A 26,139-nucleotide genomic window follows, 5' to 3' on the forward strand; every position below is an offset into this window, starting at 1 on the left:
AGTTATGGGCGAGCTAATGGGCGTCCAGTATTTACATCAAGACAACGTTGTGTATTAGGTTCCCAATAAGCATTTAAATTAAGACTTTTTTCGCATGCATCTTTCGCATCAAACGCGGCATCAACCTTATCGAACTCTTTTTCAGTGCGCGCATTCACTTTTGTACGTAACTGACGTGTTTGATCCCACTGTTCTTTTTCTTGGCGAGCTTGCTCTTTCGTCAGAACACTATCAACATTTCCTGACGTTACACAAGTACTTCCCGCAGTGCAGTTGACATTCGCAGCATGCGCTGAAGAAAGCCCTAACAAAGGAAGACACAGCAATAATGCTGACAAGCCTTGCTTAACAACTTTGAGAGATGAGTTCATCATTAAATCCTTACTAAATGAGTTCCATTTCGCTATTTAACCACAAATATGAGGCGAATCCCTTTAGAAAAGTACGAAAAATCACTCTTCTTTATGAACGGTTAAACCTGCAAATGTTTGGCACACAGGCATTAATTCAAGTGTATTCACATTCATGCGAGCAGGCAAGGTAGAGACCCAATAAACTGTTTCAGCGATATCTTCAGGGGTAAGTGCATCGGCGCCTTTATATATATTAGCAGCTTTAGCATCATCGCCATTGAGTCGAACATTAGAAAACTCAGTTCCGCCAACCAAGCCAGGTTCAATGTCAGTGACACGTACTTTTTTACCTTGAAGATCTGCACGCAAACCTAGTGAAAACTGCCTAACAAAAGCTTTGGTTGCACCATAAACGTTACCACCTTTATATGGCCAATTTGCAGCGGTTGAGCCAATGTTAATAATATGTCCATGATTATTGGCCACCATCGTTTGCAGTACTTCATAAGTCATGTTAACCAACCCTTTAGTATTAGTATCAATCATGGTGGCCCAATCTTCTGGATTAGCATTGAAGGCGGGTTCGATACCCAACGCTAAGCCCGCGTTATTAACTAATACATCAATGTTTTTTAGTGATGCTGGCAAGCCTGCAATTGCTGATTGAATAGCTTCTCTATCACGAATATCAAGCGTAATAGGGTGAAATTTATCGCCTAACTCTTTTTGTAATGCGACTAAACGTTCAGTTCGTCGACCGGTACCAATAACGGTTGCTCCATGCTGAATGAAACGACGAGCAATTGCTTCGCCAAAACCTGATGATGCTCCTGTAACTAAAATGATCATGCTTACCCCTGTCTCTTATTATTGCTTAGTGTTCAGTTATTCTAACGCGCTTGCGGTAATGATCTACAAAAAACTTATTGTTATTACACAATAAAGGGTAGAGGGATGACGCTGTGAGGCCCCAAACTTGGCAGCTACAATCTTCACAATTTGCTGTTCTGAAGCTGTGTAAGTTAATAAAAACGTCATTTTTCAGCATAAAGAAGTCAATCTTTTGCTGAAATAAAGGGCATTAAAATATTGGTGGCTATGTCGGATAAAGAATAAAATCGGGTCAATGTGATTCAAACCGTGAGTGATAATCCTAACGGTATCTTGGAAATGCCAGCGGATCGGCCAAAATCTTGTAATAAATTCAATAAAACTGCCTTTCAAATTATTAATTACCAATATTATTACTGGTGCAATAATAACGGCTATCTATCTGTTTTTATTAGTTCTTATAAAAAAATCTTCCTTGCCAGGTTACTCCATTATTTCACTAAAATGCTATCATTTAGATGGCTGCACTCATAACTAACGCGTGATTTTTCACTTTATTCAAAATGTTCTTCTCTCCAAATCAAGGGCACAAAACATGTTAAAGATATTTTTCTATATTCTAATAATGTCTTTTTGCACCACAAGTCATGCTCATTGGGATTCTGCGTACTTCAGAAAGGCTAGTGACGGATTCACTAGTAAATCAAAGTGGATGAGCTCGATTAGGGATGATGTGTTACTTTCTGAGATAGCGATACCAGGTACACATGATAGCGCAGCTTACAAAGGTTTTGTTGATAGCGTCGCAACTCAAACTCTTAATTTTGATCAACAACTTGAATATGGAATTCGGATGTTTGATATACGTGTTAGGCATACGAGCGACAGGTTTGCTTTGCATCATGGGACTGTTTTCCTAGACGTCATGTTTGGCGATTTTCTTAACTCCGTTGATAGGTTTCTGGAAAAGAACCCATCCGAAACCGTTATATTTAGATTGAAAGAAGAAATGAAGCCAAATAATAACAACACTCGCTCTATGAGTGAAACCCTAGAATATTACATTTCCTTGCATAAGGATAAATATGTGAAATTAACGTCTTTAAACACAAGATTGGCTGAAGTGAGGGGGAAGTTTGCCATATTGAGTGATGGAAGGGAGTTTTGGGACTATGGCGTCTCCTATTGGCAGGCTAATATTCAAGATGAATATCATCTTAAAACCAATTGGGACTTATACACGAAGTGGGAACATGTTAAAGAACAGTTAGCGACAGCAATAAGCGGTAGTTCTCGTACTACATATATTAACTATCTGAGTGGTTCTGGAGGTTCATTTCCTTACTTTGTAGCAAGCGGTCACTCATCTCCTGGTACTTCAGCCCCAAGGTTATCTACAGGGCTAACGACCCCGGGCTGGAAGTATAGCTATCCTGATTTTCCTAGGGTTTCTTGTTTTATTGGGATTTGTACAATCGCGTTTGAAGGTACAAATATTTTGACAAGAGATAAAATTAATCAATACAACAGGCTGGGCGTTAATCGAACGGTTGGAATAATAATCGCTGACTTCCCAGGAGAGTCTTTAATTAGCAGCATTATCGCTAATAATAAAAATCTTCAAAAATAGCTTGATTGCGTAAGGCTAAATTATTAAGCCTTATGCATTTATATAAACCAGTAAATAAACTTTTCGTTTGATTGCTCATACGATATTACAATCTATCCAAAATAACATTTCCATTTTTATTTTAAAAACATAAAGTCCAGCGCTAAAATAAACTTGCTCCAAACTGAAGCCTCGCATAGGTCTGCTAAGTCGTTTAACTCTAAGGAAGCAAATGCTCTTTGTGGGTCACAATTGTTTCGCATTTTCTCTTCGTCACCATTCTAGAAAATGTGAGAATGGTTTGATAAACAAATCAAACAGATGAATAGTTATGAATAGAATGCCTCAATCCGAACTTGGCATTGAGGGAGATGAAGTTATTCCGTGATGCTAACGGCAGAGAAGGGCCTTACGCTTACATCAAACCACAGCATGCGAATTCAAAAGTGTTATTATATTTTATAGAGAGAGAAATAACTTTGTAACTCAAGGTCAAACTGGACAATATTTAGCTGTTTTAACTTATCTTTCCAATTTTATCTATATATTCCACCAAATAGTTAAATTATGATGCATGTTACATATTGTTCATCACGAATTATGTATCCTCGGTACTTTGACACCTGAGGAAATTCTAATGCGAAGAATAATATTACTGGCATTACTTACGGCGGCCCCCTTATTAAGCTATGCCTCTGATTGGATTGTTCCTGATCTAAATATCGGAGAGCCAAAATTGAACCAGTCCGTAATTAAAAAAGATTTGAGTGAAGGAGCCACTCTGTATGAAATAAAAAGAGGAACAGTAGGGAAGGATGGGTATATTCTTTCCACTGGTGTAATAAATTCTCAGACAAAACAAAAATATATAGACGAACTTAAAAATTTAAATATTCCCTTTGAAGTCAATTTCGCCCCTGAAACAGCGCCACTAGGCAATTTCATTGGCCCCATAATTAGAATTAAGGGTTTTAATAACCAAAATGAAGCTAAAGACAAGGCGGATAAATTACAAGCCAAAGGCCTTGAATTTAATGTGCGGTATAGCGCACAGGAAGGTTTGCATACAAGTGGGCCATTCGATATTAGCGTATTAAAGATTGATTTAAATAAATTTGATGGGAAGATTGTTAGCGCCCTAGCTAAAGATAAAATACAGGGAGCAGAATCCGTTACATCAATGATTGACAGAAAAAAAGCAATCGCAGGCGTAAATGGTGGTTTTTTTGCCTTTGATAATTCAGTCGGTGATTACGGCGCTCCAGCAGGTATATATGTAAGTAATGGAGAGTTGATACGCGAGGCTACAAATAATAGACCCGTCATTATTTTTGACAACAGTGGTAATAAAACAAATGTATTTTTTGGAACGTCAGTGGTAACAAAATCATTTATAACGCAAGGTGACCTGAGTTACCAAATAAACGGGTTAAATAGAGTTCCGGGAAAATTATTAAATTGTGGCGGTTATGAAAGCAAGCCAACAGAAAAACCTGTTCATGATTTTGTGTGTCACAATGATAACGAAGTTATTGCTTATAACCGCATGTATGGAAACCACACCCCAAATGTAACGGCGACAGAAATAATAATAAATAAACGTGGCGATATTATAAGTTATTCAGATAAAGTAAATACAAAAATAGAGAGTGATAAAACTTACATTCAGGTGACTGGTAATAAAAAGTTGGAATTGAAGAAAGATATACCCGTGAAGCTAGTTCACAAAGTGTTTATTGATAATAAAGAATTCACACTCAAGCCTGGAATAACAATGATAAGTGCGGGGCCTTCTCTTCTTGTGAATGGTAATATTCCTATTGAAATCAGAGCTACTCAGGGCTGGGATCCTTACCCTAAAATAAAGGATCTTAACCAAAGTCAAGACGATGATGGATTGTCACTCGCAAATGATTCCGAAAATAGAGAGGGGTTTTATGAAGGCTGGATACTTCGCCGGCACCCTCGGACAGCTATTGGTATCACTAAAGACAATGTTCTTTTCATCGCGGTTGTTTATGGAAGAAATCCAACTAATTCAGAAGGGGCAACCATTACAGAAATGGGGCGTTTAATGAAGGCGCTAGGCGCTATCACTGCGATGAACCTTGATGGTGGCGGGTCATCAGTGATGATTGTAGACGGCAAGCCTACAGGTCCCTTTTCTGATGAAGAAGAAAGGTTAGTCTCGGATGCCATCCTTTTGATTAAAAATAACTAACCAATGTTACCTTGCTCAAAAAGAAGAGCAGTAAACTCAGCTCTTCTTTTATCACTATTTATTGATAGATAGCCCTAACCATGAAGGTACTGGTCTATGTTTACCGTCGGGCTGAGATATTAATGAACACCAGACCCCCGACGTGTCGCATGATGAGGAAGGCCTTGCATCTCCCTTAACGACAAAAGCATTACTGTCTATCGCAATGGCGGCAGACCCACCTCCATCGAGTTCCATTGAACTTGAAACACCTAAACCATAATACAGATTTTTAAGATCCGTTCTACTTATCCCATTACGGTAACTTCCGCCTTGAAACACATAAATCACACTATTATTATCGTCCGCGGCAATGCCTATGCGGGTAGTTTCTGACAAACCCGAATCAGGTGTAGGTTTTGGTGAAACAACACTAAGAGGTAATCCTGTTCCTGCAATAGCAAGGAATTTATAACCACTATTGTCTAACTCTATAGCATGTTGTTCGATCGCTGGATCAGATACACCGTTGCTGTAATATACTTCAATGCTTGAATTTAAATCCATTTTCCAAAACAGGGCATCAAGCGGCGCTTTGCTGCCATCTTCATCAATGAAATAGCTAGGCCCCGCAAAATACTTATTGGGTTCGTTGTGAGTACCTTGTGTTGGCCCGTTAGAAATATTATCAAAATAAATCCCCAAAGGCGTTGAGCATTTATTGCTTTTCCAAGTCGCTCCATTTAATTGAGGCCTCACATCAAAGTAATTTGCATTCAGCGCTACTAATGGCTTTTCAAGCTTTAACCAAGCCTCGTCTGGATTATATAGCTCAGCATACTCAAGCGTACCGTCTGACGTGCGGGCGGAAGCAGTGCCTTCGCATCGAGCTGCTTCCCCTTTGTGAGTATCACCCAGCAAATGAGGAATAATATATTTCTCATTATTTCTCACCCTCGGTATAATTAATAGATTCCCTTTATTCGCAAGGGTATATTTTCCAGAGCCTGTGCTCATTGGGATTTCGTAGTTTCCACCAAAAACGATATGACTTGGTTTGCCAGTTTGCAAAGTTTCTTTTTTAGCCTCATTAATTAACGCCATTACTGCATCGTTGGTGTAGTTAGGCTTTATATAGCCATTCCCAGTACGAACATTATCACCTCTTATTTGGAATGAACCAACAGTACGGCCATTATTTCTAAACATCAACCAAATTTGTTTGATAGTTATTTCATATTCCCCAGACTTTGCAGCAGGATACTCAAACCGCTTCATATACTCACTAACCTTGCCAACATCCTCAGTTATTCGCATAACTTCAGTTTGACCAGTTAACTTATGTTCTATATCAACAATAATATCAATTGAAGTTTTATTATAACTTGCCCCGCTAAATTTGATATTATGCAAATAAACATCAACAAATAATGGTCTAATTTCCTTTCTATCGCATATGTCTGTATTAATACTTAAAGAGACTTTCTTATTATCGTTGTTTCTATTTTCGAATGTATAATATAAACGTCCCCAGCAATTCCAATTTTCAGATCTTTCACTGCTATATTCGTCAATATAATTAGCATGCACAACGGAGATATTTAACCCTAATAGAATAGCAAGAATAGAGTATTTAAACATGAGTTAATTTCCTATATTGTATTAAAATGATACCTTTGATTTAATTTTTAATCGTATTAGCTGAAACAATTCCAATTTCAATTTCAATACTTAAATTTCAAATAATTAATTCACCATGTCATCCTCAAATTGATTTCGATTAAATAAAGTTATAGATGAGTAAGTAAAATTACGCAAACTTAAAAGATATTAATTGTCCTTACGAATAAAGAAGAATCCACAAGAATAGTATTATGTTCTTAGAGTGATAAGCTATGTACGCCTAGTAAAATTCATTTTTCGATATAAAGAACCTCAAAAATGAACGTAAAACGTCTTGACAACAAAGTGTATGTTCTTACTTGGCTGGTTTGTGGATTCGCAGAGACGCTAAGGGTAGAAAGAGATTTTATGGCTACATCAATAACAGCATACGTATACAGAATTGGTTGTGACTATTATTAAAAGGGTTAATGCACACCGGTAGATATTTCTTCAAGGGTAAAGCTCAGGCTAGTTCATGTCATTTATACATTAGATGTCAGGTATTAAGAAACCAACTCAGATAACCGATCATATGTGGTAAAGGGAAGGGGGATAAGACCCTGTAAATAATTCTGTGTATTTGCCTTTCATTAAATGTGACCGTCTAGGCGGTCACCGAACTCAATAATAAAACGACTCATTGCCTATTTCCAGTTTTGAATTGGCATACTCCATTTTTTAGAGGCTGATTCAATCGCTAAATAAATCACCTTCCGTACAGAATCATCGCTGGGGAAGACCTTACGTTTCTTAATGGCATGACGGATTACGCTATTGAGTGACTCAATGGCATTTGTTGTATAAATGGCTTTGCGGATATCATCAGGGTAAGCGAAAAACGTATTCAAGTTTTCCCAATGCGCGTACCAACTTTTACTAATTTGGGGGTATTTTTCATCCCAGATTAAAGCAAATTTCTCCAACGCCATGTACAGCAGGCAGTTCTCCACCGTGGATAAGTTATTCAATGGAATATTCCTAGAGCACTTGAAAGAAGAATTGGGGCATGATGAAATGCTTCCGGAGAGCGGCGACTGGGATCCGGAAATTGACGCGTTCGGTAACTGGTTCGTCCTCAAAATGCTTCAGCTGGATAACCTGGAAAAGCTTGTTGTCGTTCATCTAGTTCTGGAAAAGTGCGCGGATGTATTCCACTCCTTTGCAAAACGCAATATATCCGAATCCGGGGAATATATTGATGCTCATGCGGAACTGGATCACGGACACTCAGAGTTGGGTAAAGAGCTGTACGACAACCTCACAGAAGAACAATACGTGGGAATGGAACGCCTTTGCGAACATTCCTGGCATATGCTTGAATTGCTGCTCAACCGTGTGGCAGTACTGACGCTTCAGGATATTGGCGCCAAAGGGCGTTTAAAAGAAGTGGCCATGGATTAATGTGGAATTGAGGAGTTCTACTTGGAGGTAATGTTGAACAAACTTTATAGAAATATGTCAGTGGAAGAATTTGAGAAAGGATACTTCTACGCGACTGAACTGAAAGCCTTCGCTAAAGAGTTGGGCATTGATGTGGGAACCTTGAGGAAAAATGAGGTGGAAGACCATATCAAGGCCCGTCTGTCGGGAAGTTATGACACGCCACTACCTAAAGGTGTGCCAAACCGGAAGACCAGTGGAAGTAGGGATAGACTGTCGCCCGACTCTTATATCGTTAACTATGTCAGTGACAAAGCGACCAAAACTTTCCTGAAAGAAGAAATCTCAAAAAGAGATCCTGACCTCAAGGATAAGTCCGGACAATGGTACTGGCTGAACGATTGGCGTAAAGAGCAGATCAGAAACAACCGAAAAATTACATATCGGGAATTGATAGACCGACTTTATGAGCTGATGACCACCAAGGGACGGCTGCCAAGAATTCCGTCAACCCGATTCAACAATTTCATCACCGACTTCTTGGTAGCCCCCGAAAATGAAGGCGCGACTCGTCAGGAGGCGATGGACGAATGGGAAAGACTGAAAAAAATTCCGGTCCAGAAGAATTATCAGGAATATAAGAAATTTCTTAATAAAACCGCCTAATAATTCACCGTATGACTGCCATATGGCAAGAAATAAACAAATCAATTTAAGGAAAACACCATGAATTTGACTGATTGTGGGCATAAACATCTGCTTGGTATTACGATCAGAACCCGGAATGAAAATGAAAGATCCCGAGAGACGGCCCAGATTCCAGGTCTATGGAAGACCTTCTACGAAGAGATTTACAAGAAGGTACTCAATGGCGAGACCGTTTATGGTGTGTATTCCGGTTATGAATCAGATCATGCGGGTTATTTTGATGTCAGTGCCGCAGTCGAAAAGGTCGGCAATGAAGTCGAACAAAAAGACGTCAAGCCAATCGTTCTCCAGAGCGGAAAATACCTGAAGTTTACGTCTAAGTCCGAAGGGGACAATCAGATATGGCAGCTTTGGGAGCAGGTCTGGGAGTTCTTCTCTGATGAGAATCAGGAGCTGGAGCGAGCCTACACCACGGACTATGAAGTCTTTTATCCCAACAAGGAAGTGGAACTATACATCGCTATTAAATAGCGAAAGCATTTTTAAGGCGCTTTATCCTAGTGTTGGTTACTATTTTGGATTTGAATATGTCGCAATGAGGCATTTGGAACCAGATATCGGATCATTTTCATTTGAAATTACCAAGACGCTTTCAGATGAATTCCCAAAAGGAAAAGTGATTTATACTAAATTCTATATCCTAGACGATAAGGTTTTCACTATGGCAGTTGTTTAATACCGGAATCTGTGAAATTTATTGTAAGCGCTCCATAATCCCACGGGCGTTTTAGTTTCAGTGTAAGAAATTTCAGGGAAAGAGTGAGTTGATATCTGGCTCTGACTTTGCCAGCTCTTGCATACATTTCACCAGGTAATCGTAGAGGATTAGCCCGTTATCATTTGCTGTTTCAATAATGCTGTACAGCAGCGCACTGGCATCAGCACCATGAGGAGCATCGGCGAAAAGCCAGTTTTTTCTGCCTATGACCAGCGATTTGATCGCGCGTTCCGCACGGTTGTTATCGATAGATAAATGACCATCATCAACATAGCGTATCAGCTTAACACACATACAACCATCAATCTGGATAAGCTCTCCAGTACAGGTTCTTCAGTAGCGTGGTTGCTGGATTTTAGGGGCGCGTTGCTTACGAGGAGCCCATAAGCCGGCTTTAATCATGAGTGTTCGAACGGTTTCTTTAGAGAGGTAAATATCATGTTGCTCAGCTAACTTTTCACAGGCTTAGGTTGGACCGAAATCATGATAATGTTCACGAATAATCGTGAGTGCGTACTCAGATAATCCAGTGGGAAGTGGGAAGCTGATTATTGCTTGGTTTACCGCGTCGTTGGTTGGCTATCCCTAAAGGTCCATCCGCACGATAGCGGACTAATAACCGTCGGCATTGACGAGCGGATATGCTTAATCGTTGTGCCGCCATTTTGGTTGGCAGGCGCTGGTCAATCACATCCTGGATCACTTTTTAGTCGTTTAACATCTTCCAATGTAAAAAACTTCGCTCTATAAGCCGTCATGTGACCCCCTTAATGGTGAACCTACGTGACGGACATCTTAACTTAGCCCAGAGCGGACATTACAACTTTGCTATTACACCTCAGGTTCGCATAATGCATATTATGTTAAATAGAGTATAATGACCAATAACTTCATAAGATGAATCCCTTTCAATGTATTAGCGCTTCTAACCCCTATTGATTCAGATCAGATACGTGTTAAAAATTTAATCACTTCACTTCTCGCCAATTTGTGCATTTTAATGAGATACGTAGTACAGCATGGATAAGAAACAAATACTGACCTAAATCGATGAGCAAACCAACTCTTCCATCCTTGTTTGTTGCAATATACTCAATAAGAAAGCTTTCACTTCTACGTTTCCGCACCAAGAAAAGAAATTGTTCACGCTGAAGTATTTCTTTAAGTGTTGGGAAAATAAATTCAGTAAAAGATTCGATTTTTCTTTCGGGGAATCTAACGACGATATTGCAAATTGCATTTCTGAATTGGATGGTTTCTATCATCACTTGGGTAATAAAAAAGTACTAAAAGCATAGTTTCAATTCAAAATGTATCTTTTGAATCATGCAAAAATAATGCTGAGCACCTACGAACAATGTCTAAATTCTTTCAATAAATAGGAATCAGTGCTTTCAATGATTGACAGGTATGACATCTGGACGCCACGCGATTGAAACGGATGCTACATAAAGTAATCGACCAGAATTTTAGCAAAGTACAGCCAGGTGATATGAAGCACAATCCCAATTACCGGAGTTTAACGAAAGAGCAACTATTATGCCTTGATAAAATGCTACTACCCTATTCTCCTTTGATATCTGAATCATTACCTGTAGTGACCCCGTGATTCTATTAACTATTTATTAAAAATATTATTTTTATAAGCGTGATTTCAACTGAATCCATTCATTTTTAAACTTCATCTTAAGATAATAGGTAAAAAAAGACATTTTTAGCCTTCCTAAGAATTTGTTTTTTATACTTTTTATTTTTTCTATCTCTGTAAGCAATTGCTCTTCATCAAAAAAATAACAAACAGGCGGAACTGGCGATATAACATTGAAGTAGCAAGCTGGAGCCACATAATTAAACAACACATCTTCAATGTATTTAATATCATAATTTTTAACCATGTAAGCTATATAATCGTAGTCTATAGCGTTATCAACAAAAATAAGTGACAACGTCACACAAAGACGTTCTTCATTATTTAACGAATTGCCCATTTCGTAAGCTCTTCTATTTCATCATCAAGACTATCCGTTACAACTGCTCCGGAAATTATTGCACTTAAGGAGTGTGCCGGTGCTTTACCCTTATTCAATAAACTCAGGATGATATTGAACGGTTTAGCGAAGAATTAACGCCATCAGAATTTCATCCCGATATTCCATGCCCTCTTTCAGTGCACGAGGTTCCACACCGTAGATTTTGAAACCCTGTTTTTCATAGAGCTTGATAGCGGCGACATTTCCATCTACTACGCTCAGCATGATTTGTTCAACATGCTTAATCGCATAATTTTTCACTGACTGTAATAGCTTTTCAGCTATACCTAACCCTCGAAATTCAGGCTCAACAAAAACACTCGATAAATAAGCTTTGTGAGCATCTTTAACGCCATCCTCTTGTTTAAAAACACACAAACCGACAATCTTTCCGTCTATGTATGCACCGAATGCCGTAAAACTATCCAACCGTTTTACAAATGATTGAAGTGGCTGCTTTTCCTCACAATCATACGTGGAGCCGAACATCTCTGGCGATTTCTTCAACGCTGACAGGCGAATGTTACGAAAATCTTGTACATCAGCTATTCCGAGTAGGCGAATTTTAGGTTCAATCATAGTATTAATTTTACTTCCTGATTATTGCTAGTTAACATCAACACCAAAAATTGGCCATGCTTTGATCTCATTGAGAATCACTTGATTAAGCTTATCAATATCCGCGCCATCACAGACTTGTATTATTACCCCGTTAATCACTGTAATATAAAAATCAGTAAAGGTATGTTCATCCTTAACCCCCCCCCTCTAATCCCCAATAAATCACAGAAAAAATGCAAAAATTCCTTTTCAGCTTCATATTCATATAACTTAACTTGAACATGTAGATTTATAGAAAAATTATGGCATTAATCGCATAGTCGAAATATCTATCACTCGACCACTTTCTTCACAAATGTGGCTTTGGCATCTAAAACCTTTCCATCTTTGCTGACTGGTAACATTAATCCAATTTCTGCACCCGTCTCTTTATCCACTAATATTGAACGTGGCTCGTTTGGCTCGAAAAGATACTTTTCTCCCCACTGCCTAAAAGCAACGACTATTGGGAACAGGTTTTCCCCCTCAGGCGTCAATATATACTCTTGATACGCGGTTCCATCAGAGGCCTCCCTCATTTCTAAAATATTGGCCTCAACCAATTTACGTAACCTGTCAGATAAAATATTACGCGCAACACCTAAATTCTTCTGAAAATCACGAAAGCGCCTAATTCCATCGAAAGCATCACGGATAATAAGTAACGACCAACGGTCACCAATTAAATCTAAACTTCTGGCAACAGGACAAGGCGTTTGGGGTACTGCATTTTTACTGAGCATAAAATTCTCTTTTTAAATAAATGAATTTCTAGTTGCATTTTAAAACTAGCTAGCCTATTGTTCAACTGGTTTTAATTTGAAACTAGAATGCAGGTATTAAATGAAAGAATTAATCACAACCCCCAATACCCACTGTCATATCAGCCATGGACTCGAGTCTAAATTGTCGAATAGCCTTGTTCTGCTTTTTGCGGTTGCCTGTGGATTAAGTGTGGCAAATGTTTATTATGCTCAACCATTACTTGATGCCCTTTCACTTGAATTTCGTATAAGTAATGCAGCAATTGGTAGTGTGATCACCCTGACTCAAATAGGATGTGCCCTTGCCCTTTTATTCTTAGTGCCACTTGGCGATAAAATAGAACGAAAAAAACTCATGTTATTACAGTTGGTTGCACTGGTTATATCGCTTATTGTTGTGGGAATGGCAAAGGCACCAATGACATTAATGATAGGAATGTTAGCTGTTGGCATGCTAGGGACAGCGATGACTCAAGGTCTTATCGCCTATGCGGCAAGTTCTTCTAGTCTTAGTGATCAAGGGCGAGTTATTGGTACTGCGCAAAGTGGTGTGTTCATTGGTCTTTTATTATCACGCACTTTTTCTGGCCTTATCAGTGACTTAGTGGGTTGGCGTGGTGTTTATATCTGTTCTGCTATCTTGATGCTAAGTATTGCATACCCACTATCGCGTCGCCTACCAAACCTAAACGTTATGACAAAAGATATAAAATATCACCAATTAATATTTTCTCTATTTTATTTATTAAAAGAGCAAAAAGTATTACAGGTTAGAGGACTTTTAGCTTTACTCATGTTTGCTGCTTTTAATATCTTTTGGAGCGCTATTGTTATTCCATTAAGTGATGCACCTTTTAATTACTCCCATACAGTTATTGGTTCTTTAGGATTGGTTGGTGCTATTGGAGCATTAGTCGCTTCAAAATCAGGGGGTTGGGCAGATCGTGGTTATGGAAAACAAGTCAGTTTTTATGCGTTAGTTATCTTAATTTTAGCTTGGTTCCCAATATCATTAATCAGTTGGTCAATATGGGCTCTGATTATTGGGATTATTTTATTAGATGCAGGCGGGCAAGCATTACATGTTACCAATCAGAGCATGATTTATCGTACTAAACCGGAAGCAAACAGCAGAATGATCAGCTTATATATGATGTTTTATGCAATAGGTAGTGGTTTGGGCGCTATCAGCTCAACGGCCATGTATGCTTATGCAGGTTGGAATGGTGTTTGTATTTTAGGTGCATTAGTTAGCGTATTTGCACTTATTATTTGGGGGATAACACGCAACCGCTCTTTTTGAAAACAAAAATATTAGAGGAAGGATTTTTTGACAATCTATAATAAATAATGCGTTATATTATTTATTATTAAGAATATCAACCTTCCTCACTATTCATCTTTATTAATTGAAACTGAATTAAAATTCGAGAAAATTGCGTGTTCGAGTTGACCATTTTGGAAATAACATAAACTCCAGCCTAATTTTATTACTGAATTTAAATCTAAAACTATAAGTAAAAATAAAATTTATCGGGCTAGTTATCATAATGGAGTGTGAAGCCTAACGAACGTGAGCCACTCTTCACCCGCGACATTGTTATTTACGTCCACTACAGCCAGTATGATTTGTTCCACATATTCGCTTGCGTAATCCTTCACTGCCTGTAGTGATACCGCTTAACGCATAATAACGGAAAGTTCCACGGAACCACGTGCTACGCCGGTTATCCCAGCCCCCTTTGAATATAATTCATATTCAAGCGTTTTCGTCATATTGATATTGTTTTCATTTGCGTTAATACGCCCAAGCTCGACCATCGTCTGATCTAAACGTATCGGTAATTTAGAACCGTTATGGTGTACAAATAATTTCACATATGCAGCAACTCTACGACTTGCGTTGTTTAAATTAACATCAAAAGCATTACCAGAATAAAACTCTGGTTTAACGTTAGCTGAAATTCCGATATAGGCGTCAACTTGATCTTTAAATTGGCTACAATTTATCGTCATAGGACGTTGAACAGAAGCTAACAAAGTACCTTCAGCCGCACCTGAGTCTTGAATACCAAAATTAATTTTATTCGCAGTCTGTAAATTACAAGTTAGCCCAGAAACCGTGACATTTATTGGATCTGATTTTGGCACTAGCACCGACCATGCGCCTTCATACTGAGTACGCCAATCTTTAATAGAAGTCCCTATATTATCCTTTAAATAGTATCTTCCACTTTTTTGATTTCCTGTTCCGTAAACTAACAAACGACCCGTCACTGTTACATTATGTCGTAGAGTAATTACAGGTGTTGATTGGTAAGGTTCAAAAATACAGCTTCGAGAATGTGGAAATTGATTAGTACCCGACCCCCAACCATTGAAATGTCCTGTTACTGTGTCTATCCGTTGGTAAGGATACGTATCTCTTGTTCGTCTATTTGTAAAAGTAAACTCAGGCACTAGCATTAAATCATTACTAATTGGTATCCCAAATACACCATCAATTTCCATCAAAGTAGAATCATAGCATTGATTGAATGAACCATTAAAAAAATTGGTTAACGAAACATACGGATAAACATCACCAACATTAGCGTATGTAATATGAGTGTTAGTTGTCGAATAATAACCAAATACCCCGACTAAACCTCGCCCATTGAATACCTTAACGTCCGCAGCGAATGTTGGTAACGTTATACTTGTCAAAACTATTGCTAATAAAATCTTTTTCATCATATTACCTAAAAATAGAAACCGCTATAACCAACTCCTAAGGTTGTTATCGTATCCTTACATGCCCAATAATCTTTTAAAATAAATTGAATCTCATTTGCCAAGTGTTCGATTTATATAAGATAAAAAACGACTGTATTGATATCCGCTTAACCACAATGCAACATTATCTTTTAGGCGATAGTCCGTATGGTTAAATTATGAAAAACTACCATCAGGGTTTTATCTCTATCTTCAGTCCCTTTTTGAGAGTCAATCACAGTATTAAATCTACTGTCATGATTATTGGTGAGCTATCGCTAATTTTAAAATGCCTAGTTTAAAATCAATCTTACGATAAACTTAACGCATAATGACGGAAAGCTCCACGGAACCACGTGCTACACCGGTTATTCCGGTCCCTTTTGAATAAAGTTCATATTCAAGCATTTTTGTCATATTGATATTGTTTTCATTTGCGTTAATATGCCCAAGATCGACCATACTCTGATCTAAACGTATCGGTAATTTAGAACCGTTGTGGTGCACAAATAATTTTACATATGCAGCACCTCTACGACCTCCGATATTTAAATTGACATCAATAGCATTACCAGAATAGAAATCTGGTTTAACATTAGCTGAAATTCCGATATAGGCGTCAACATGGTCTTTAAATTGGCTACAATTTATCGTCATAGGACGTTGAACTGAAGCTAACAAAGTACCTTCAGCCGCACCTGAGTCTTGAAAACCAAAATTAATTTTATTCGCAGTCTGTAAATTACATGTTAGTCCAGAAACCGTGATATTTATTGGCTCAGTTTTAGGAACTAATACTACCCATGCCCCTTCATTTAAATTACGCCAGTCTTTAATTGAAGTTCCTAGATTATGTTTTAAAAAATATGTGCCACTTTTTTGATTTCCAGTTCCATAAACAAGCAAACGCCCCGTGATTGTTACGTTATGATTTATACTCATTTCGGGGGTTGATTGATAAGGTTCAAAAATACACGCTGAGGTATATGGATATTGGTTGGTACCAGAACCCCAGCCAGTAAAGTGCCCTGTTACAATATCTATGATACCATATGGGTGTTTCAGACTTTTTCGTCTATCCGTATAAGTAAACTCAGGGACTAGCATTAAGTCATCACTAATCGGTATTCCCCATACGCCATCAATTTCCATCATAATACGCTGATAGCATTGGTTGTAGTATCCATTAAAAAGATTAGTTAAAGTAACATACTGATATACATCACCAACATTAGCATGTGTAGTCATACTATTAGTTTTCCAATAATAGCCAAACACCCCGACTAAACCACGACCACTGAATACCTTAACGTCCGCAGCGAATGTTGGTAACGTTATACTTGTCAAAACCATTGCTAATAAAATCTTTTTCATTATTTTACCTAAAAATTACTGACATGTTATCGTTAAATTACGCAGTGACGAATAAGTGTTTTCAGTTGATTGACTCATATCAAATGGGGTTTGGCATTGCTCAGAAGTCGCTCTGCCCCATACAACCAATAATGTGCCTTTTTCAGGTAATCCGCTTATATATACACGGCCATTGTCACCAACAATTCCTGATATTGCCCCAAGGTTCTCTTGTTCAGATTGCTGTAGTGATGCTACAGCCCCCATTGGAATAGGTTTTTCCCCTGTTAATGTGATCATTGCTTGATACCCTTTTAGGGTATTAAACTTAGCCTTGACTAAAGCCCCTTTTGTTGGGTAAACATTCGTGGACGTATCTTTACTCTCAACATCTGTCGGTAACGTATTAATATCTAAGTTAATAATATTTTGGCTATATTCCATCATATTAGGCACAATAGCGTAACCCCGAGAGTCAATAACAGCCGCTCCATTATTGATGCTTGTTCCCGCAGCTTCTGGTGCATAGACTACCGCGGCAGAATTACCAATGAACTGACTTAATGTTATGCCACCTGGGTGAATGACAACACCACCATTTCCATTCACATAAGTAAGTTGGTTTTCACGGCCATAACTGTAACCAACACCCGCATAACCTTTACTTCCTTGATAACCAATATTGATAGAGCTGGATAATTTCTGGTCACGGTTATCGCCACTTTCACTTAACTGATAAGTCAATTTATTGTCTAATAACTGGCCATTAATACCCAACTGTTGATAGGTTCTACCTGTATTATCGTGACTTATTTGGAAGTTACTGTAGATATTTTCAATATCTTTGTTATGTGAAAACAGACTAAATGGCACGCTAACGTTGAAGCTAACTTGGCGGTTTTCAGGCCAGTTTCCATCGCCTTGTGTACGGCTAATACTGTAATCGATACCATAAGATAAACCTTTATAGAAACCGCTATAACCAACCCCTAAGGTCGTTACTGTATCTTTACGGCCCCAATAATCACTCCGCATACCTCTAAAATAAATTGCCCCCCATTTGCCAAGTGATTGGTTTATATAAGATTGAAAGCTACTGCGTTGACGCCCGTTCAACCACGGGGCAACATTATCTTTCAAACGATAACCTGCATGGTTAAAGTCTGAAAAGCTATAGTAGTCTTTTGTTGAGTACCTCAACGCGGTCAAGTCAATAGATGTACCAAAATCAGATAAGTTTTTTGAATAACGAAGTCTGAAAGATTGACCTTGCTTATTTTCATCTCTGATTGTGGCATAGGCATGGGTCGCATCGATTGACATAGCACCAAATGAGCCTAATGAGAAACCTGTACCAACAATACCTGTCCAGTAATGATTAGCCCCTAAAAAACCAGTATAGAGTGTGACCGCTTTTGGTAATCCGTATATGAGTGTCCCCATCAAGAAATTACTTTTTTTATTACCCTCGGTTATGCCACCATTGTATTGACCTGCTGTAACTTCATATTTAAATGTTCCAGCTCGTTGCATTACGGGCAATGATGAGAATGCTTGAGTGAATACTCGAACAGAACCATCTTCCTCATGAATTGAAACCTCCAAGTCCCCTGCTGTACCTGTTGGATAAAGGTCATTAATCACAAAGGGGCCTGGTGCAACGTACGTTTGGTATATGGTATTACCATTTTGGCTTATCGTGATTCGGGAATTAGATAATGATACCCCTCTAATTTGTGGCGCAAACCCTCTATCACTTCGTGCTAACATCTGTTCATTGGATAATAAACGAACCCCTTTGACTGGAACACTGTCAAGTACATCATTGAGAGTGCTCGTTTCACCCATTACAATTTCAGAATTTAAGTGCTGAATATCTCTTGAAACGGTTGTGTTATTAAAATCGCTTTGACGATTACGTGCTGTCTGACCATCAAATTTATTTTCATTTTCAATGTAAAAATATTGGGAACGTAAACGCCACGCACCAAGGTTTAATCCACCTGTAACGTTGGCAAAAATAGAGTTATTTTTTGTTTTGCCGCTAATTCCACCCGTAAATTCTTGACGACTCCCACTGACTTGATAGTTTAATATCAAGCCAGGCAAACCTTGGTCAAGAAGCTCTATCGGTACAGCCCCTCTAGCCTTCTGGCTCATAGAGATTTGTGGGATATTTAAATTTAGTGTTAATTTTGAAACATCGAATTGAATTTGCGCATTTTCTATTACCGATGATAGAGAGGTAATTTTGTGAGTCACAGGCATTCCTTTCAATACAGGGTTACCTTGAATATTTACGCCGAACTCTTCTAACATCGCAGGCGTAAATTCAGGCACAATGTTACCTTCCTCATCTTGTATGAAATATATTTCCTTCTGGCCTATCTCTTCTTTATTTATTTTCATAGTAACCATATAACGGCCAGGAGCTACTGTATCAGAACGTGCAAATACAGATAAATCGATACTATCTTTATCTGTTCCTGCCGGCAGGTTTAAAAGAGAAGGATCAAAATAAGGTTCAGCATTTGTGACACCACCAAACAGACAAAACATAAGCGCTATTGAGATAGGTTTTAAGATAAATATTTTGTTATTCATAATATACTCTCATCCAATACGCCAATGCTCAGTTTTGTTATTAATCCATATTCATTTAAAGCTTGCCAAGTCACCTCTCCAGAAACAGATTGAGGTAGTTCAATTTGGTTTTCACTAAATGGAGGAAAACTGTCATCGATTAATTTCATTGGTACTTTATATGAACCAATAGTTAATGAGGTTAATGTTATTGAAAGAGCTGACGGGTTTTTGATCATCAGTTTATTTTTATTTATAGAAAAACGCATTTTGTCCACTTCCTTGTCAATCCGTAATTCTTCAATTGCTTTAGGTCGATACAGCATTTTAAAATAGAGTGTCGGAGTAATAATAAACTCCGAGGTATTCTTATCTGATACTTCGGGAATGGTTTTTAATGAAACATAAAATACACTTTCTCTATCTTTTGCTAAATTACCATCAGCAACCCGTTGTATTTTCCAACTATAGCGAACACCACTATCTAAACGATGTAATGGTGGTGTGATTAAAAAAATATCTGATTCTTTATTAATCAGTGGTTTCAACGTTTTTTCATTTGCAGCAATGATTTGAGACTGGACGAGTATTGCCTCGTTATTCGCATTCTCTAACATGGTTGAAACACCTTTTTTTTCCGATTCTTTATAAATTATACGTTCAGGTGAAAATAACAAACCATCCGTGATATCGATATTTGCGAAAGAAGACCCCATATAATAAACAAATGAAACAATTAAAATAATGATTTTTTTAACTATTGACATGTTTTCCTCTCGCCTAATATTAGTGAAGCCGTGTTGTAATCCCCCCGAAAAATCGCAGCAGTTATTTATAGAAAATTCTATTAAAATAAACTCAAGGAGTTTTCTATGCGTAAATCAAAATTCACTGATAGCCAGATATTGGCAATCATTAAACAAAATGAAAGTGGTATGCCCGTTCCAGAACTCTGCCGAGAACATGGTGTTAGCTCTGCAACATTTTATAAGTGGCGAGCTAAATTCGGCGGTATGGATGCTTCGTTGATGAAGCGAATGAAAGAACTCGAAGACGAAAACCGTCGGCTCAAAAAAATGTATGCGGAAGAACGTCTCAAAGCTGAGATTCGTTTGGAGGCGCTTGAGGGAAAGTTATAAAGCCATCTCATCGTAAGGAGATGGCTAAGGCTGCCGCAATTAAGTATGACATAAGCATTCGCTTTGCTTGCTTGTGCATGAATGTGAGCGAAAGCTGCTTTTACTATCAAAGTAAACTTAATGCTGAAAACGATCAGATTGCTGACTGGCTAATACGCCTAACCGAAAACAAAAAACGTTGGGGGTTTGGTCTATGTTTCTTGTATTTACGCAACGTAAAGGGCTTCGCATGGAACCACAAGCGCGTTTATCGAATTTATTGTGAGTTGGAGCTTAATCTTAGAATTAGGCCTCGCAAACGCTTAAAACGCGATAAGCCTGATGCCCTCAGTGTGCCTGTAGCCATTAACCAAGTATGGTCTATGGATTTTATGTCAGACAGCTTAGCCAGTGGCCGCAGCATTCGAACCTTTAATGTCATTGATGATTTTAATCGTGAATGCTTAGCGATTGATGTTGATTTATCGTTGCCTAGCGCACGAGTTATTCGGTCGTTAGAACAAGTCATCGAGTGGCGCGGTAAACCCAAAGCGATACGATGCGACAACGGACCAGAATATATTTCAGGAGAGCTAATAAACTGGGCAACACGGCAGCAAATTACCTTACTTTATATTCAGCCTGGCAAGCCTACACAAAATGCTTACATTGAACGCTTTAACCGAACAGCTCGTCATGAATGGCTTGATTTAAATATATTTGAGAGCGTTGAGCACGCTCAAGAACTTGCCACACAGTGGCTTTGGACTTATAACAATGAGCGGCCGAATACGGCGATTGGAGGAATACCCCCGAGACAGCGATTACAGGTAGCTTAAACTCTATAAATAGTTACTGTGAAAAGTGGGGGGATTACAGGTGCCAACATGGACATTCATTATTTTATTGGAATTAAAATAAAAGCGCGGCGAAAAGAATTAGGTTTTTCCGGTTCTGATTTAGCCAAGAAATTAAATATAAGCCAACAGCAAATATCTCGCTATGAGAATGGAATCAATAAAATACCTCTAAATCATTTGGTTAGCATAGCAATTGTATTGAAGTGCCCTATAGACTGGTTCTTTCAAGGTTGTATAATTGATGAGGATGACTCAATTCAAGATAAGAATATAAACATAAAGAACCAAGAATTAAAATATGCCGCAGAAAGTGTTATTGTTCATAGCAAAAATGTTATCTGATACTTCGCTATTTTTATTATTACACTCATGATACCTCTACAGCTCAATAATAGTAACACTGTAAATTAACCTTTTAAAAAGGACAAAAAAAAATAACATAGCCCATTAACTGCTATGTTATTTTTTTATTTGATTTTATAAAATTAAATTGTTAGTTATACTGTATTTCGTACGTTGCATAGCTTGCCATTAATCCAGTGGTCACTTCACTCGCATTCTCAGCAGTATAACCAATATAATATTGGAAGATGGCGTCTTTATTGTCTGATATTTTCGGTGTCACTTTCAATTGTTCAGGATCCGCAGGAATAATTTTATTATCCGCATCTAAAATGGTGCTGTTATTGATGGATAATGCAAAGTTAATATTCTTTGCACCATCAACTAGCATATTTTTCAGTAATCCCGCTGTTTCAAAGTTTGTTTTCGGCACCAAATAACCATCAGCCCAAGTGACACTCAGCTTATTAAGATCAGCATCAACAACTTCACCATTATGTTCCACAGATTGACACTGCGATAACTTGATAGTGAACATTTTAGATTTTAAATACGCACCACCTGCACTATTGTTGATTTCCATCAGTGAGATGGGAGCAAGATAGATATTGGCATCACTTCCTTGATCATTCACTGAGACTTTACAGGAAACATCAACAACTCTCCCCGCAAAAGATACCTTTCCTTCGTCATAATTTGTTTCAAAAGTGGGTAATGCATTTGCATAACCTACCACTGAAAAAAGTATCGGCATTATCCAGTTTTTCATTGGGATCCCCTATTAATCATAGGTTATGTTGAATTGCATCTTAGCCTGCACTTCACCAGCAGAGATTTTATCTTCATGTTGGTAATAGCGGGCAATATAGTTCATATTAATCGCTTTATCGCGTGCGGTTGCTAACTCACCAACTTTATAAGTTTCACCCCAATGCAATTTTTCTCTTTTATCAGTAAGAACCTGCACGCCAATACCTTGCGCAGAAGATGATTTGGCGGTGTTCGCTAACACCCCATCTTTAGCGGTGGTATTCCGAGCTAATGTGCCATAGAAATTCATATTCACAGAAACGGAATCCGGGGAAATACTCACACCACCATTGCATAATAGATTAATTGGAAATTGTTTTTCCCCTGCTGTGGTTCCCCGTCCTCTAAACTCAGTGCGCCTAACGGTATCTAAATGAACGTCTTGGTTTGCACCTGTCGTAATTTTACAAGACGGAGATACGATGGTAATGGCATCAGCTGATAAATAGGTAATAATCGCAGGTTCAACTGAATTCGGTTTATAGCCATAACGTGTATACTCACCCTGAGTAATTCTCCCTGACCCCGTATTTTCTGCTGTCTTAATGATTTGTAACTTAAATGTTGAGCCAGCTAAATACACATTGATCTTCTTTTTACTTTCCCCTTTGACTTTATAAGTATCAGGGTAAGTCATTGCAACAGCGCCCATACGTTGGAAACGTAGTCCTATCCCTGGGATATTGGTGTTGTAGACTTTATTCGGCCCTTCCGTCACCCCTTTAGCGGTGACGATTGCATCTAAAACAGTTCCACCATAGCACACTGCCCAATAGCTTCCGGTTTCTTTCATCGGCCAGGTTTTTTCTTGTATCACACTACCGACAGGAAGATCAGGTGAGACAATAACTCGGCCAAATTGCATATCGATATTCTCTGCTGGAACCCGACTGTCTCGCGTACATGTCGCATATGCAGAGATACTCGATAGCACTGCCGTGAGTGCTATCCCATGACGTAGAATTGTATTTATCGACATACACTATCCTTACTGGTTCCTGCTTCCAGAGAAAATACACATTGGCCATTATCCCATTTTACAATGGCTTCTTTGGCTTCTTCGTTACTAATAAATACGGTTCCCCCCTGCCCAACGACACCAATAGATTCACCTTGAAGGTTAGTTACTTCAGCACCAAATGGCATAGGTTTTTTATCAAGACGTACAACGTTAAAAGTACGGTTACGTTCAACTTTGGTTCCAAATTTCACTTTAACAATACTGCCTTCATAAGGCACAACTTGACTCGATGTATTTTCAAACACGATATCTTCAGCGCTGCCTTTAGGGTCAATTTCAATATTGTTAATACGATAAGGACGTACATATGGCGCTAGCGCATACCCCCCCTTATTAACACGAACACCTGGTGCACTGATAACTGAAGCACCTTCTGCTCCCTCAGCTTCAATGAGTGCCATTGTCGTTGACGTATTTGGCGTCAGCACAACACCGTCAGAGTGGACGACAACAGAGCCATTCGCACCAACACCAAACTGTCGATACCCTTGCCCTTGGCTATAGTTGGCATTGGTGTTGACATAAGGTGTACGATAACCTGTATTCATCGCAATACTGTGTTCACCACCGCTAGCCGTTGATGTGTTTAGTCCATAAGTCCAGTTATTTTCATCATCCAATGTTCCATTAACGCCAAGCTGAGTTGAACCAAACTTCTCGTTATTAAATATGGTGTTTGACGTTAATGTGGTACTTCTGTTGTCACCAAAATAGAGTGGAATATTTAGGTTTAAACTAATACGGTCATCTTTCTTACCATAGGTACTGTTATTATCCGAATAGACTCGCATAAAGTTAATGGAATAAGAGAGACGCTGATATTGGTTGTTATAGCTAAACTGATATTGTTTTTCAGTGCCAGAACGCTCCCAATAGCTGGATATACGACCAGTAAAATACAACCCGCCAAACCCATCAGGTAAGTTTTGGTTTACCGTGTAGCTAAAGCCATTTTTTTCACGCCAACGATTATTCGAAAGTCCACGTTTATCGTAGTCAATCGCATACAGAGCATCATTAACATTAAAATAGTCTTTCGTTGAATAACGGTATGCAGCCAACGAAATATTGGTATCAGTTTGTGATATCAATCGGTTAAAAGTGATGCGATAACTCTGACCATTATCAGTTCGATGCTTTAACGCGGTTCGAGATTGCGTCATATCTAGCGCAACCGCACCAATACCTGTATTGATACCTGTACCAATTAAATAAGCTTGATAGTCATCAAACGCCGTTACACCACCATAAAGAGAAAATGTGTTATTTAGGCCGTGTTGAATAGTCCCTTGCATAATATAAGGACGATTGTGCAAGCCATCTGTGTCCGATTTACCCGCGGCAACTTGATAGCGCGTAAAACCAGGACGCAAAAGTTGCGCTAATGATGAATATGGAACACTGAAACTACTTTCACTACCATCAGCTTCTTTTACCGTGACATTTAAGTCATTACCATAACCCGATGGATAAACATCATTAAGAATAAATGGGCCAGGTGGTACTGACGTTTGATATATAATAGAACCATTTTGGCGAACAGTGACCAGTGCGTTACTTTGCGCTACACCACGAATTTCAGGCGCATAAGATGTCATTCCGTCAGGATACATGCTGTCATCTGTTGCGATTTTTGCACCACGCAAGCCAATACTGTCAAACAGGTCGCCATCAGTGTAAAACTGACCGGCTGTCATTTTGGACTTCATGCTTGCAATAGGTCGTTGCAAGTATGTCTGGTTGCTGTTCCAACTGGTGCTTCCGGAACGTTGCCAACTTAAATTACCAATATGCTTTAACAGCCATCCATCAAAAGATAACCCTGCATTTAATCCTAAATAGGCACTGGCATCATTTTGCCCTTGAGAACCACTCGTATGACTATCATAGTAGTTGGCCATATAGGCAACATTAAGTGCGGGTATACCTTTTTCCCAGAATTGTGGTGCAACATACCCACGTGATAAACGTTGCTCGTAAATTTGGGGAACTGAGATATCTAGACGTAAATTTGATGCGTGAAATTTATCGTTCACCTCGCTCAAACCATTCCACTCTTTTAACGGTAAACAAGTAGACTCTTGTGAATTGAGTTGTGGGTTTAGCTTTTCTGCGTCGATACCAAAATTGCTCAACATTATTGGCGTGTAACAAATCCCTAAATGACCTTCTTTTTGTCGAACAACATTTAAATCATAGCGCCCTTTCCAATTGCCATTGGTATACACATCAACGGAATATTTACCTTCACTGATTGGCGCGGTATTGAAGCGTTCTAAATCAATATTATCTTTGCTGCCTACTATGAATCCACTGTTAAACTCGTAGGTGGTACCTTCCGCACCCCATGCGTAAAATGTCGGCATCATACATACAGTGACAAAGCAGGTCACAGAGAGTGTATTACTATATTTATTTATTAACTCTCGCTGTTTCATTT

At 38.6% G+C, this 26,139-nt stretch carries 21 protein-coding genes and 3 pseudogenes; 8 read left to right on the forward strand and 16 right to left on the reverse strand.

What is annotated here, in order from left to right; all coding sequences use genetic code 11:
* Positions 1 to 2: 2 nt before the first annotated feature.
* Both M1F03_RS10125 and ydfG read right to left on the reverse strand, forming a co-directional pair.
* Positions 3 to 371, reverse strand: coding sequence for a DUF1283 family protein (locus tag M1F03_RS10125; RefSeq protein ID WP_154635671.1), 369 nt, complete (start codon positions 369 to 371; stop codon positions 3 to 5).
* Positions 372 to 452: 81 nt separating this feature from the next.
* On the reverse strand, positions 453 to 1,202 hold the full coding sequence (gene ydfG, locus M1F03_RS10130) for a bifunctional NADP-dependent 3-hydroxy acid dehydrogenase/3-hydroxypropionate dehydrogenase YdfG (protein ID WP_154635672.1): 750 nt from the start codon (positions 1,200 to 1,202) through the stop codon (positions 453 to 455).
* Positions 1,203 to 1,779: 577 nt separating this feature from the next.
* Here ydfG and M1F03_RS10135 point away from each other — a divergent pair.
* Both M1F03_RS10135 and M1F03_RS10140 read left to right on the forward strand, forming a co-directional pair.
* The gene (locus M1F03_RS10135) at positions 1,780 to 2,814 is read left to right on the forward strand and encodes a phosphatidylinositol-specific phospholipase C (protein ID WP_163861606.1); all 1,035 of its coding nucleotides are present in this window, start codon (positions 1,780 to 1,782) and stop codon (positions 2,812 to 2,814) included.
* Between the two features lie 616 nt (positions 2,815 to 3,430).
* Complete coding sequence (locus M1F03_RS10140; protein WP_251464126.1) at positions 3,431 to 5,014, forward strand: phosphodiester glycosidase family protein; 1,584 nt, start codon at positions 3,431 to 3,433, stop codon at positions 5,012 to 5,014.
* Between the two features lie 54 nt (positions 5,015 to 5,068).
* Here the strand turns inward: M1F03_RS10140 and M1F03_RS10145 are convergent, their stop codons facing one another.
* Both M1F03_RS10145 and M1F03_RS10150 read right to left on the reverse strand, forming a co-directional pair.
* The gene (locus tag M1F03_RS10145; RefSeq protein WP_251464129.1) at positions 5,069 to 6,634 is read right to left on the reverse strand and encodes a phosphodiester glycosidase family protein; all 1,566 of its coding nucleotides are present in this window, start codon (positions 6,632 to 6,634) and stop codon (positions 5,069 to 5,071) included.
* Between the two features lie 668 nt (positions 6,635 to 7,302).
* Positions 7,303 to 7,587 (reverse strand): annotated as a pseudogene (locus tag M1F03_RS10150) (transposase); the annotation flags it as partial.
* Positions 7,588 to 7,645: 58 nt separating this feature from the next.
* On the opposite strand from M1F03_RS10150, the gene M1F03_RS10155 reads away from it, so the two are divergent.
* The 3 genes from M1F03_RS10155 to M1F03_RS10165 are packed head-to-tail and all read left to right on the forward strand — an operon-like array spanning position 7,646 to position 9,217.
* Positions 7,646 to 8,059: a hypothetical protein gene (locus tag M1F03_RS10155; protein ID WP_318839918.1), complete on the forward strand. Its 414-nt coding sequence runs from the start codon at positions 7,646 to 7,648 to the stop codon at positions 8,057 to 8,059.
* Positions 8,060 to 8,089: 30 nt separating this feature from the next.
* Entirely contained in the window at positions 8,090 to 8,704 is a 615-nt protein-coding gene (locus M1F03_RS10160) for a hypothetical protein (protein ID WP_272661408.1), read from the forward strand.
* 60 nt (positions 8,705 to 8,764) lie between these two features.
* Positions 8,765 to 9,217, forward strand: coding sequence for a GyrI-like domain-containing protein (locus M1F03_RS10165; RefSeq protein WP_251464132.1), 453 nt, complete (start codon positions 8,765 to 8,767; stop codon positions 9,215 to 9,217).
* 277 nt (positions 9,218 to 9,494) lie between these two features.
* Here the strand turns inward: M1F03_RS10165 and M1F03_RS10170 are convergent.
* The 5 genes and pseudogenes from M1F03_RS10170 to M1F03_RS10190 all read right to left on the reverse strand — a co-directional run.
* A pseudogene (locus M1F03_RS10170) lies at positions 9,495 to 9,749 on the reverse strand (IS66 family transposase); the annotation flags it as partial.
* Positions 9,726 to 10,222, reverse strand: a pseudogene (locus tag M1F03_RS10175) (helix-turn-helix domain-containing protein); the annotation flags it as partial. The pseudogenes M1F03_RS10175 and M1F03_RS10170, both read right to left, overlap by 24 nt.
* An 882-nt stretch (positions 10,223 to 11,104) precedes the next feature.
* Positions 11,105 to 11,452 (reverse strand): hypothetical protein, encoded by a 348-nt coding sequence (locus tag M1F03_RS10180; protein ID WP_251464134.1) that lies wholly within the window; start codon positions 11,450 to 11,452, stop codon positions 11,105 to 11,107.
* Between the two features lie 123 nt (positions 11,453 to 11,575).
* Positions 11,576 to 12,073, reverse strand: a complete 498-nt coding sequence (locus M1F03_RS10185) for a GNAT family N-acetyltransferase (RefSeq protein ID WP_251464136.1) — start codon at positions 12,071 to 12,073, stop codon at positions 11,576 to 11,578.
* A 314-nt stretch (positions 12,074 to 12,387) separates the two neighbouring features.
* Positions 12,388 to 12,837 carry a winged helix-turn-helix transcriptional regulator gene (locus M1F03_RS10190; protein WP_250000473.1) on the reverse strand — a complete coding sequence of 150 codons (450 nt, stop codon included), beginning with the start codon at positions 12,835 to 12,837 and terminating at the stop codon, positions 12,388 to 12,390.
* Positions 12,838 to 12,937: 100 nt separating this feature from the next.
* Here M1F03_RS10190 and M1F03_RS10195 point away from each other — a divergent pair, with 100 nt between their 5' ends.
* A complete protein-coding gene (locus tag M1F03_RS10195; protein ID WP_251464138.1) occupies positions 12,938 to 14,161 on the forward strand; it encodes an MFS transporter in 1,224 nt (407 codons plus the stop codon).
* 377 nt (positions 14,162 to 14,538) lie between these two features.
* Here the strand turns inward: M1F03_RS10195 and M1F03_RS10200 are convergent, their stop codons facing one another.
* The 4 genes from M1F03_RS10200 to M1F03_RS10215 form a co-directional block, all read right to left on the reverse strand.
* Complete coding sequence (locus M1F03_RS10200; RefSeq protein WP_251464140.1) at positions 14,539 to 15,591, reverse strand: hypothetical protein; 1,053 nt, start codon at positions 15,589 to 15,591, stop codon at positions 14,539 to 14,541.
* A 342-nt stretch (positions 15,592 to 15,933) separates the two neighbouring features.
* Positions 15,934 to 16,986: a hypothetical protein gene (locus M1F03_RS10205; protein WP_251464142.1), complete on the reverse strand. Its 1,053-nt coding sequence runs from the start codon at positions 16,984 to 16,986 to the stop codon at positions 15,934 to 15,936.
* 15 nt (positions 16,987 to 17,001) lie between these two features.
* Complete coding sequence (locus tag M1F03_RS10210; RefSeq protein WP_251464144.1) at positions 17,002 to 19,569, reverse strand: fimbria/pilus outer membrane usher protein; 2,568 nt, start codon at positions 19,567 to 19,569, stop codon at positions 17,002 to 17,004.
* Positions 19,566 to 20,315 carry a molecular chaperone gene (locus M1F03_RS10215; protein WP_154622724.1) on the reverse strand — a complete coding sequence of 250 codons (750 nt, stop codon included), beginning with the start codon at positions 20,313 to 20,315 and terminating at the stop codon, positions 19,566 to 19,568. The genes M1F03_RS10210 and M1F03_RS10215 overlap by 4 nt, the downstream gene beginning before the upstream one ends.
* Positions 20,316 to 20,420: 105 nt before the next feature.
* On the opposite strand from M1F03_RS10215, the gene M1F03_RS10220 reads away from it, so the two are divergent.
* Both M1F03_RS10220 and M1F03_RS10225 read left to right on the forward strand, forming a co-directional pair.
* Positions 20,421 to 21,505, forward strand: a protein-coding gene (locus tag M1F03_RS10220; RefSeq protein WP_374195714.1) for an IS3 family transposase whose coding sequence is annotated in 2 segments (ribosomal slippage) — positions 20,421 to 20,682 and positions 20,682 to 21,505 — 1,086 coding nt in all. Because the reading frame shifts where the segments join, the coding sequence is not laid out codon by codon here.
* A gap of 48 nt (positions 21,506 to 21,553) precedes the next feature.
* Positions 21,554 to 21,868 carry a helix-turn-helix domain-containing protein gene (locus M1F03_RS10225; RefSeq protein WP_154635557.1) on the forward strand — a complete coding sequence of 105 codons (315 nt, stop codon included), beginning with the start codon at positions 21,554 to 21,556 and terminating at the stop codon, positions 21,866 to 21,868.
* A 151-nt stretch (positions 21,869 to 22,019) separates the two neighbouring features.
* Here M1F03_RS10225 and M1F03_RS10230 read toward each other — a convergent pair whose 3' ends face one another.
* From M1F03_RS10230 to M1F03_RS10240, 3 genes are read right to left on the reverse strand one after another with little or no spacing between them, the layout of a single operon-like run.
* Entirely contained in the window at positions 22,020 to 22,637 is a 618-nt protein-coding gene (locus M1F03_RS10230; protein WP_154635556.1) for a fimbrial protein, read from the reverse strand.
* A 12-nt stretch (positions 22,638 to 22,649) separates the two neighbouring features.
* Positions 22,650 to 23,657, reverse strand: coding sequence for a fimbrial protein (locus tag M1F03_RS10235; protein WP_163861843.1), 1,008 nt, complete (start codon positions 23,655 to 23,657; stop codon positions 22,650 to 22,652).
* The gene (locus M1F03_RS10240) at positions 23,648 to 26,137 is read right to left on the reverse strand and encodes a fimbria/pilus outer membrane usher protein (protein ID WP_163861846.1); all 2,490 of its coding nucleotides are present in this window, start codon (positions 26,135 to 26,137) and stop codon (positions 23,648 to 23,650) included. Before M1F03_RS10240 ends, M1F03_RS10235 begins: the two co-directional genes overlap by 10 nt.
* Positions 26,138 to 26,139 lie beyond the last annotated feature (2 nt).

Origin of the sequence: Providencia sp. PROV080 (genome assembly GCF_033688105.1) — a bacterium.
Classification (GTDB): domain Bacteria; phylum Pseudomonadota; class Gammaproteobacteria; order Enterobacterales; family Enterobacteriaceae; genus Providencia; species Providencia zhejiangensis.

Bases quoted from the DNA above. Each gene is read 5' to 3' on its own strand.
- M1F03_RS10125 (WP_154635671.1), bottom strand. From the start codon at position 371: ATGAACTCATCTCTCAAAGTTGTTAAGCAAGGCTTGTCAGCATTATTG.
- ydfG (WP_154635672.1), bottom strand. From the start codon at position 1,202: ATGATCATTTTAGTTACAGGAGCATCATCAGGTTTTGGCGAAGCAATT.
- M1F03_RS10135 (WP_163861606.1), top strand. From the start codon at position 1,780: ATGTTAAAGATATTTTTCTATATTCTAATAATGTCTTTTTGCACCACA.
- M1F03_RS10140 (WP_251464126.1), top strand. From the start codon at position 3,431: ATGCGAAGAATAATATTACTGGCATTACTTACGGCGGCCCCCTTATTA.
- M1F03_RS10145 (WP_251464129.1), bottom strand. From the start codon at position 6,634: ATGTTTAAATACTCTATTCTTGCTATTCTATTAGGGTTAAATATCTCC.
- M1F03_RS10160 (WP_272661408.1), top strand. From the start codon at position 8,090: ATGTTGAACAAACTTTATAGAAATATGTCAGTGGAAGAATTTGAGAAA.
- M1F03_RS10165 (WP_251464132.1), top strand. From the start codon at position 8,765: ATGAATTTGACTGATTGTGGGCATAAACATCTGCTTGGTATTACGATC.
- M1F03_RS10180 (WP_251464134.1), bottom strand. From the start codon at position 11,452: ATGGGCAATTCGTTAAATAATGAAGAACGTCTTTGTGTGACGTTGTCA.
- M1F03_RS10185 (WP_251464136.1), bottom strand. From the start codon at position 12,073: ATGATTGAACCTAAAATTCGCCTACTCGGAATAGCTGATGTACAAGAT.
- M1F03_RS10190 (WP_250000473.1), bottom strand. From the start codon at position 12,837: ATGCTCAGTAAAAATGCAGTACCCCAAACGCCTTGTCCTGTTGCCAGA.
- M1F03_RS10195 (WP_251464138.1), top strand. From the start codon at position 12,938: ATGAAAGAATTAATCACAACCCCCAATACCCACTGTCATATCAGCCAT.
- M1F03_RS10200 (WP_251464140.1), bottom strand. From the start codon at position 15,591: ATGAAAAAGATTTTATTAGCAATAGTTTTGACAAGTATAACGTTACCA.
- M1F03_RS10205 (WP_251464142.1), bottom strand. From the start codon at position 16,986: ATGAAAAAGATTTTATTAGCAATGGTTTTGACAAGTATAACGTTACCA.
- M1F03_RS10210 (WP_251464144.1), bottom strand. From the start codon at position 19,569: ATGAATAACAAAATATTTATCTTAAAACCTATCTCAATAGCGCTTATG.
- M1F03_RS10215 (WP_154622724.1), bottom strand. From the start codon at position 20,315: ATGTCAATAGTTAAAAAAATCATTATTTTAATTGTTTCATTTGTTTAT.
- M1F03_RS10225 (WP_154635557.1), top strand. From the start codon at position 21,554: ATGGACATTCATTATTTTATTGGAATTAAAATAAAAGCGCGGCGAAAA.
- M1F03_RS10230 (WP_154635556.1), bottom strand. From the start codon at position 22,637: ATGAAAAACTGGATAATGCCGATACTTTTTTCAGTGGTAGGTTATGCA.
- M1F03_RS10235 (WP_163861843.1), bottom strand. From the start codon at position 23,657: ATGTCGATAAATACAATTCTACGTCATGGGATAGCACTCACGGCAGTG.
- M1F03_RS10240 (WP_163861846.1), bottom strand. From the start codon at position 26,137: ATGAAACAGCGAGAGTTAATAAATAAATATAGTAATACACTCTCTGTG.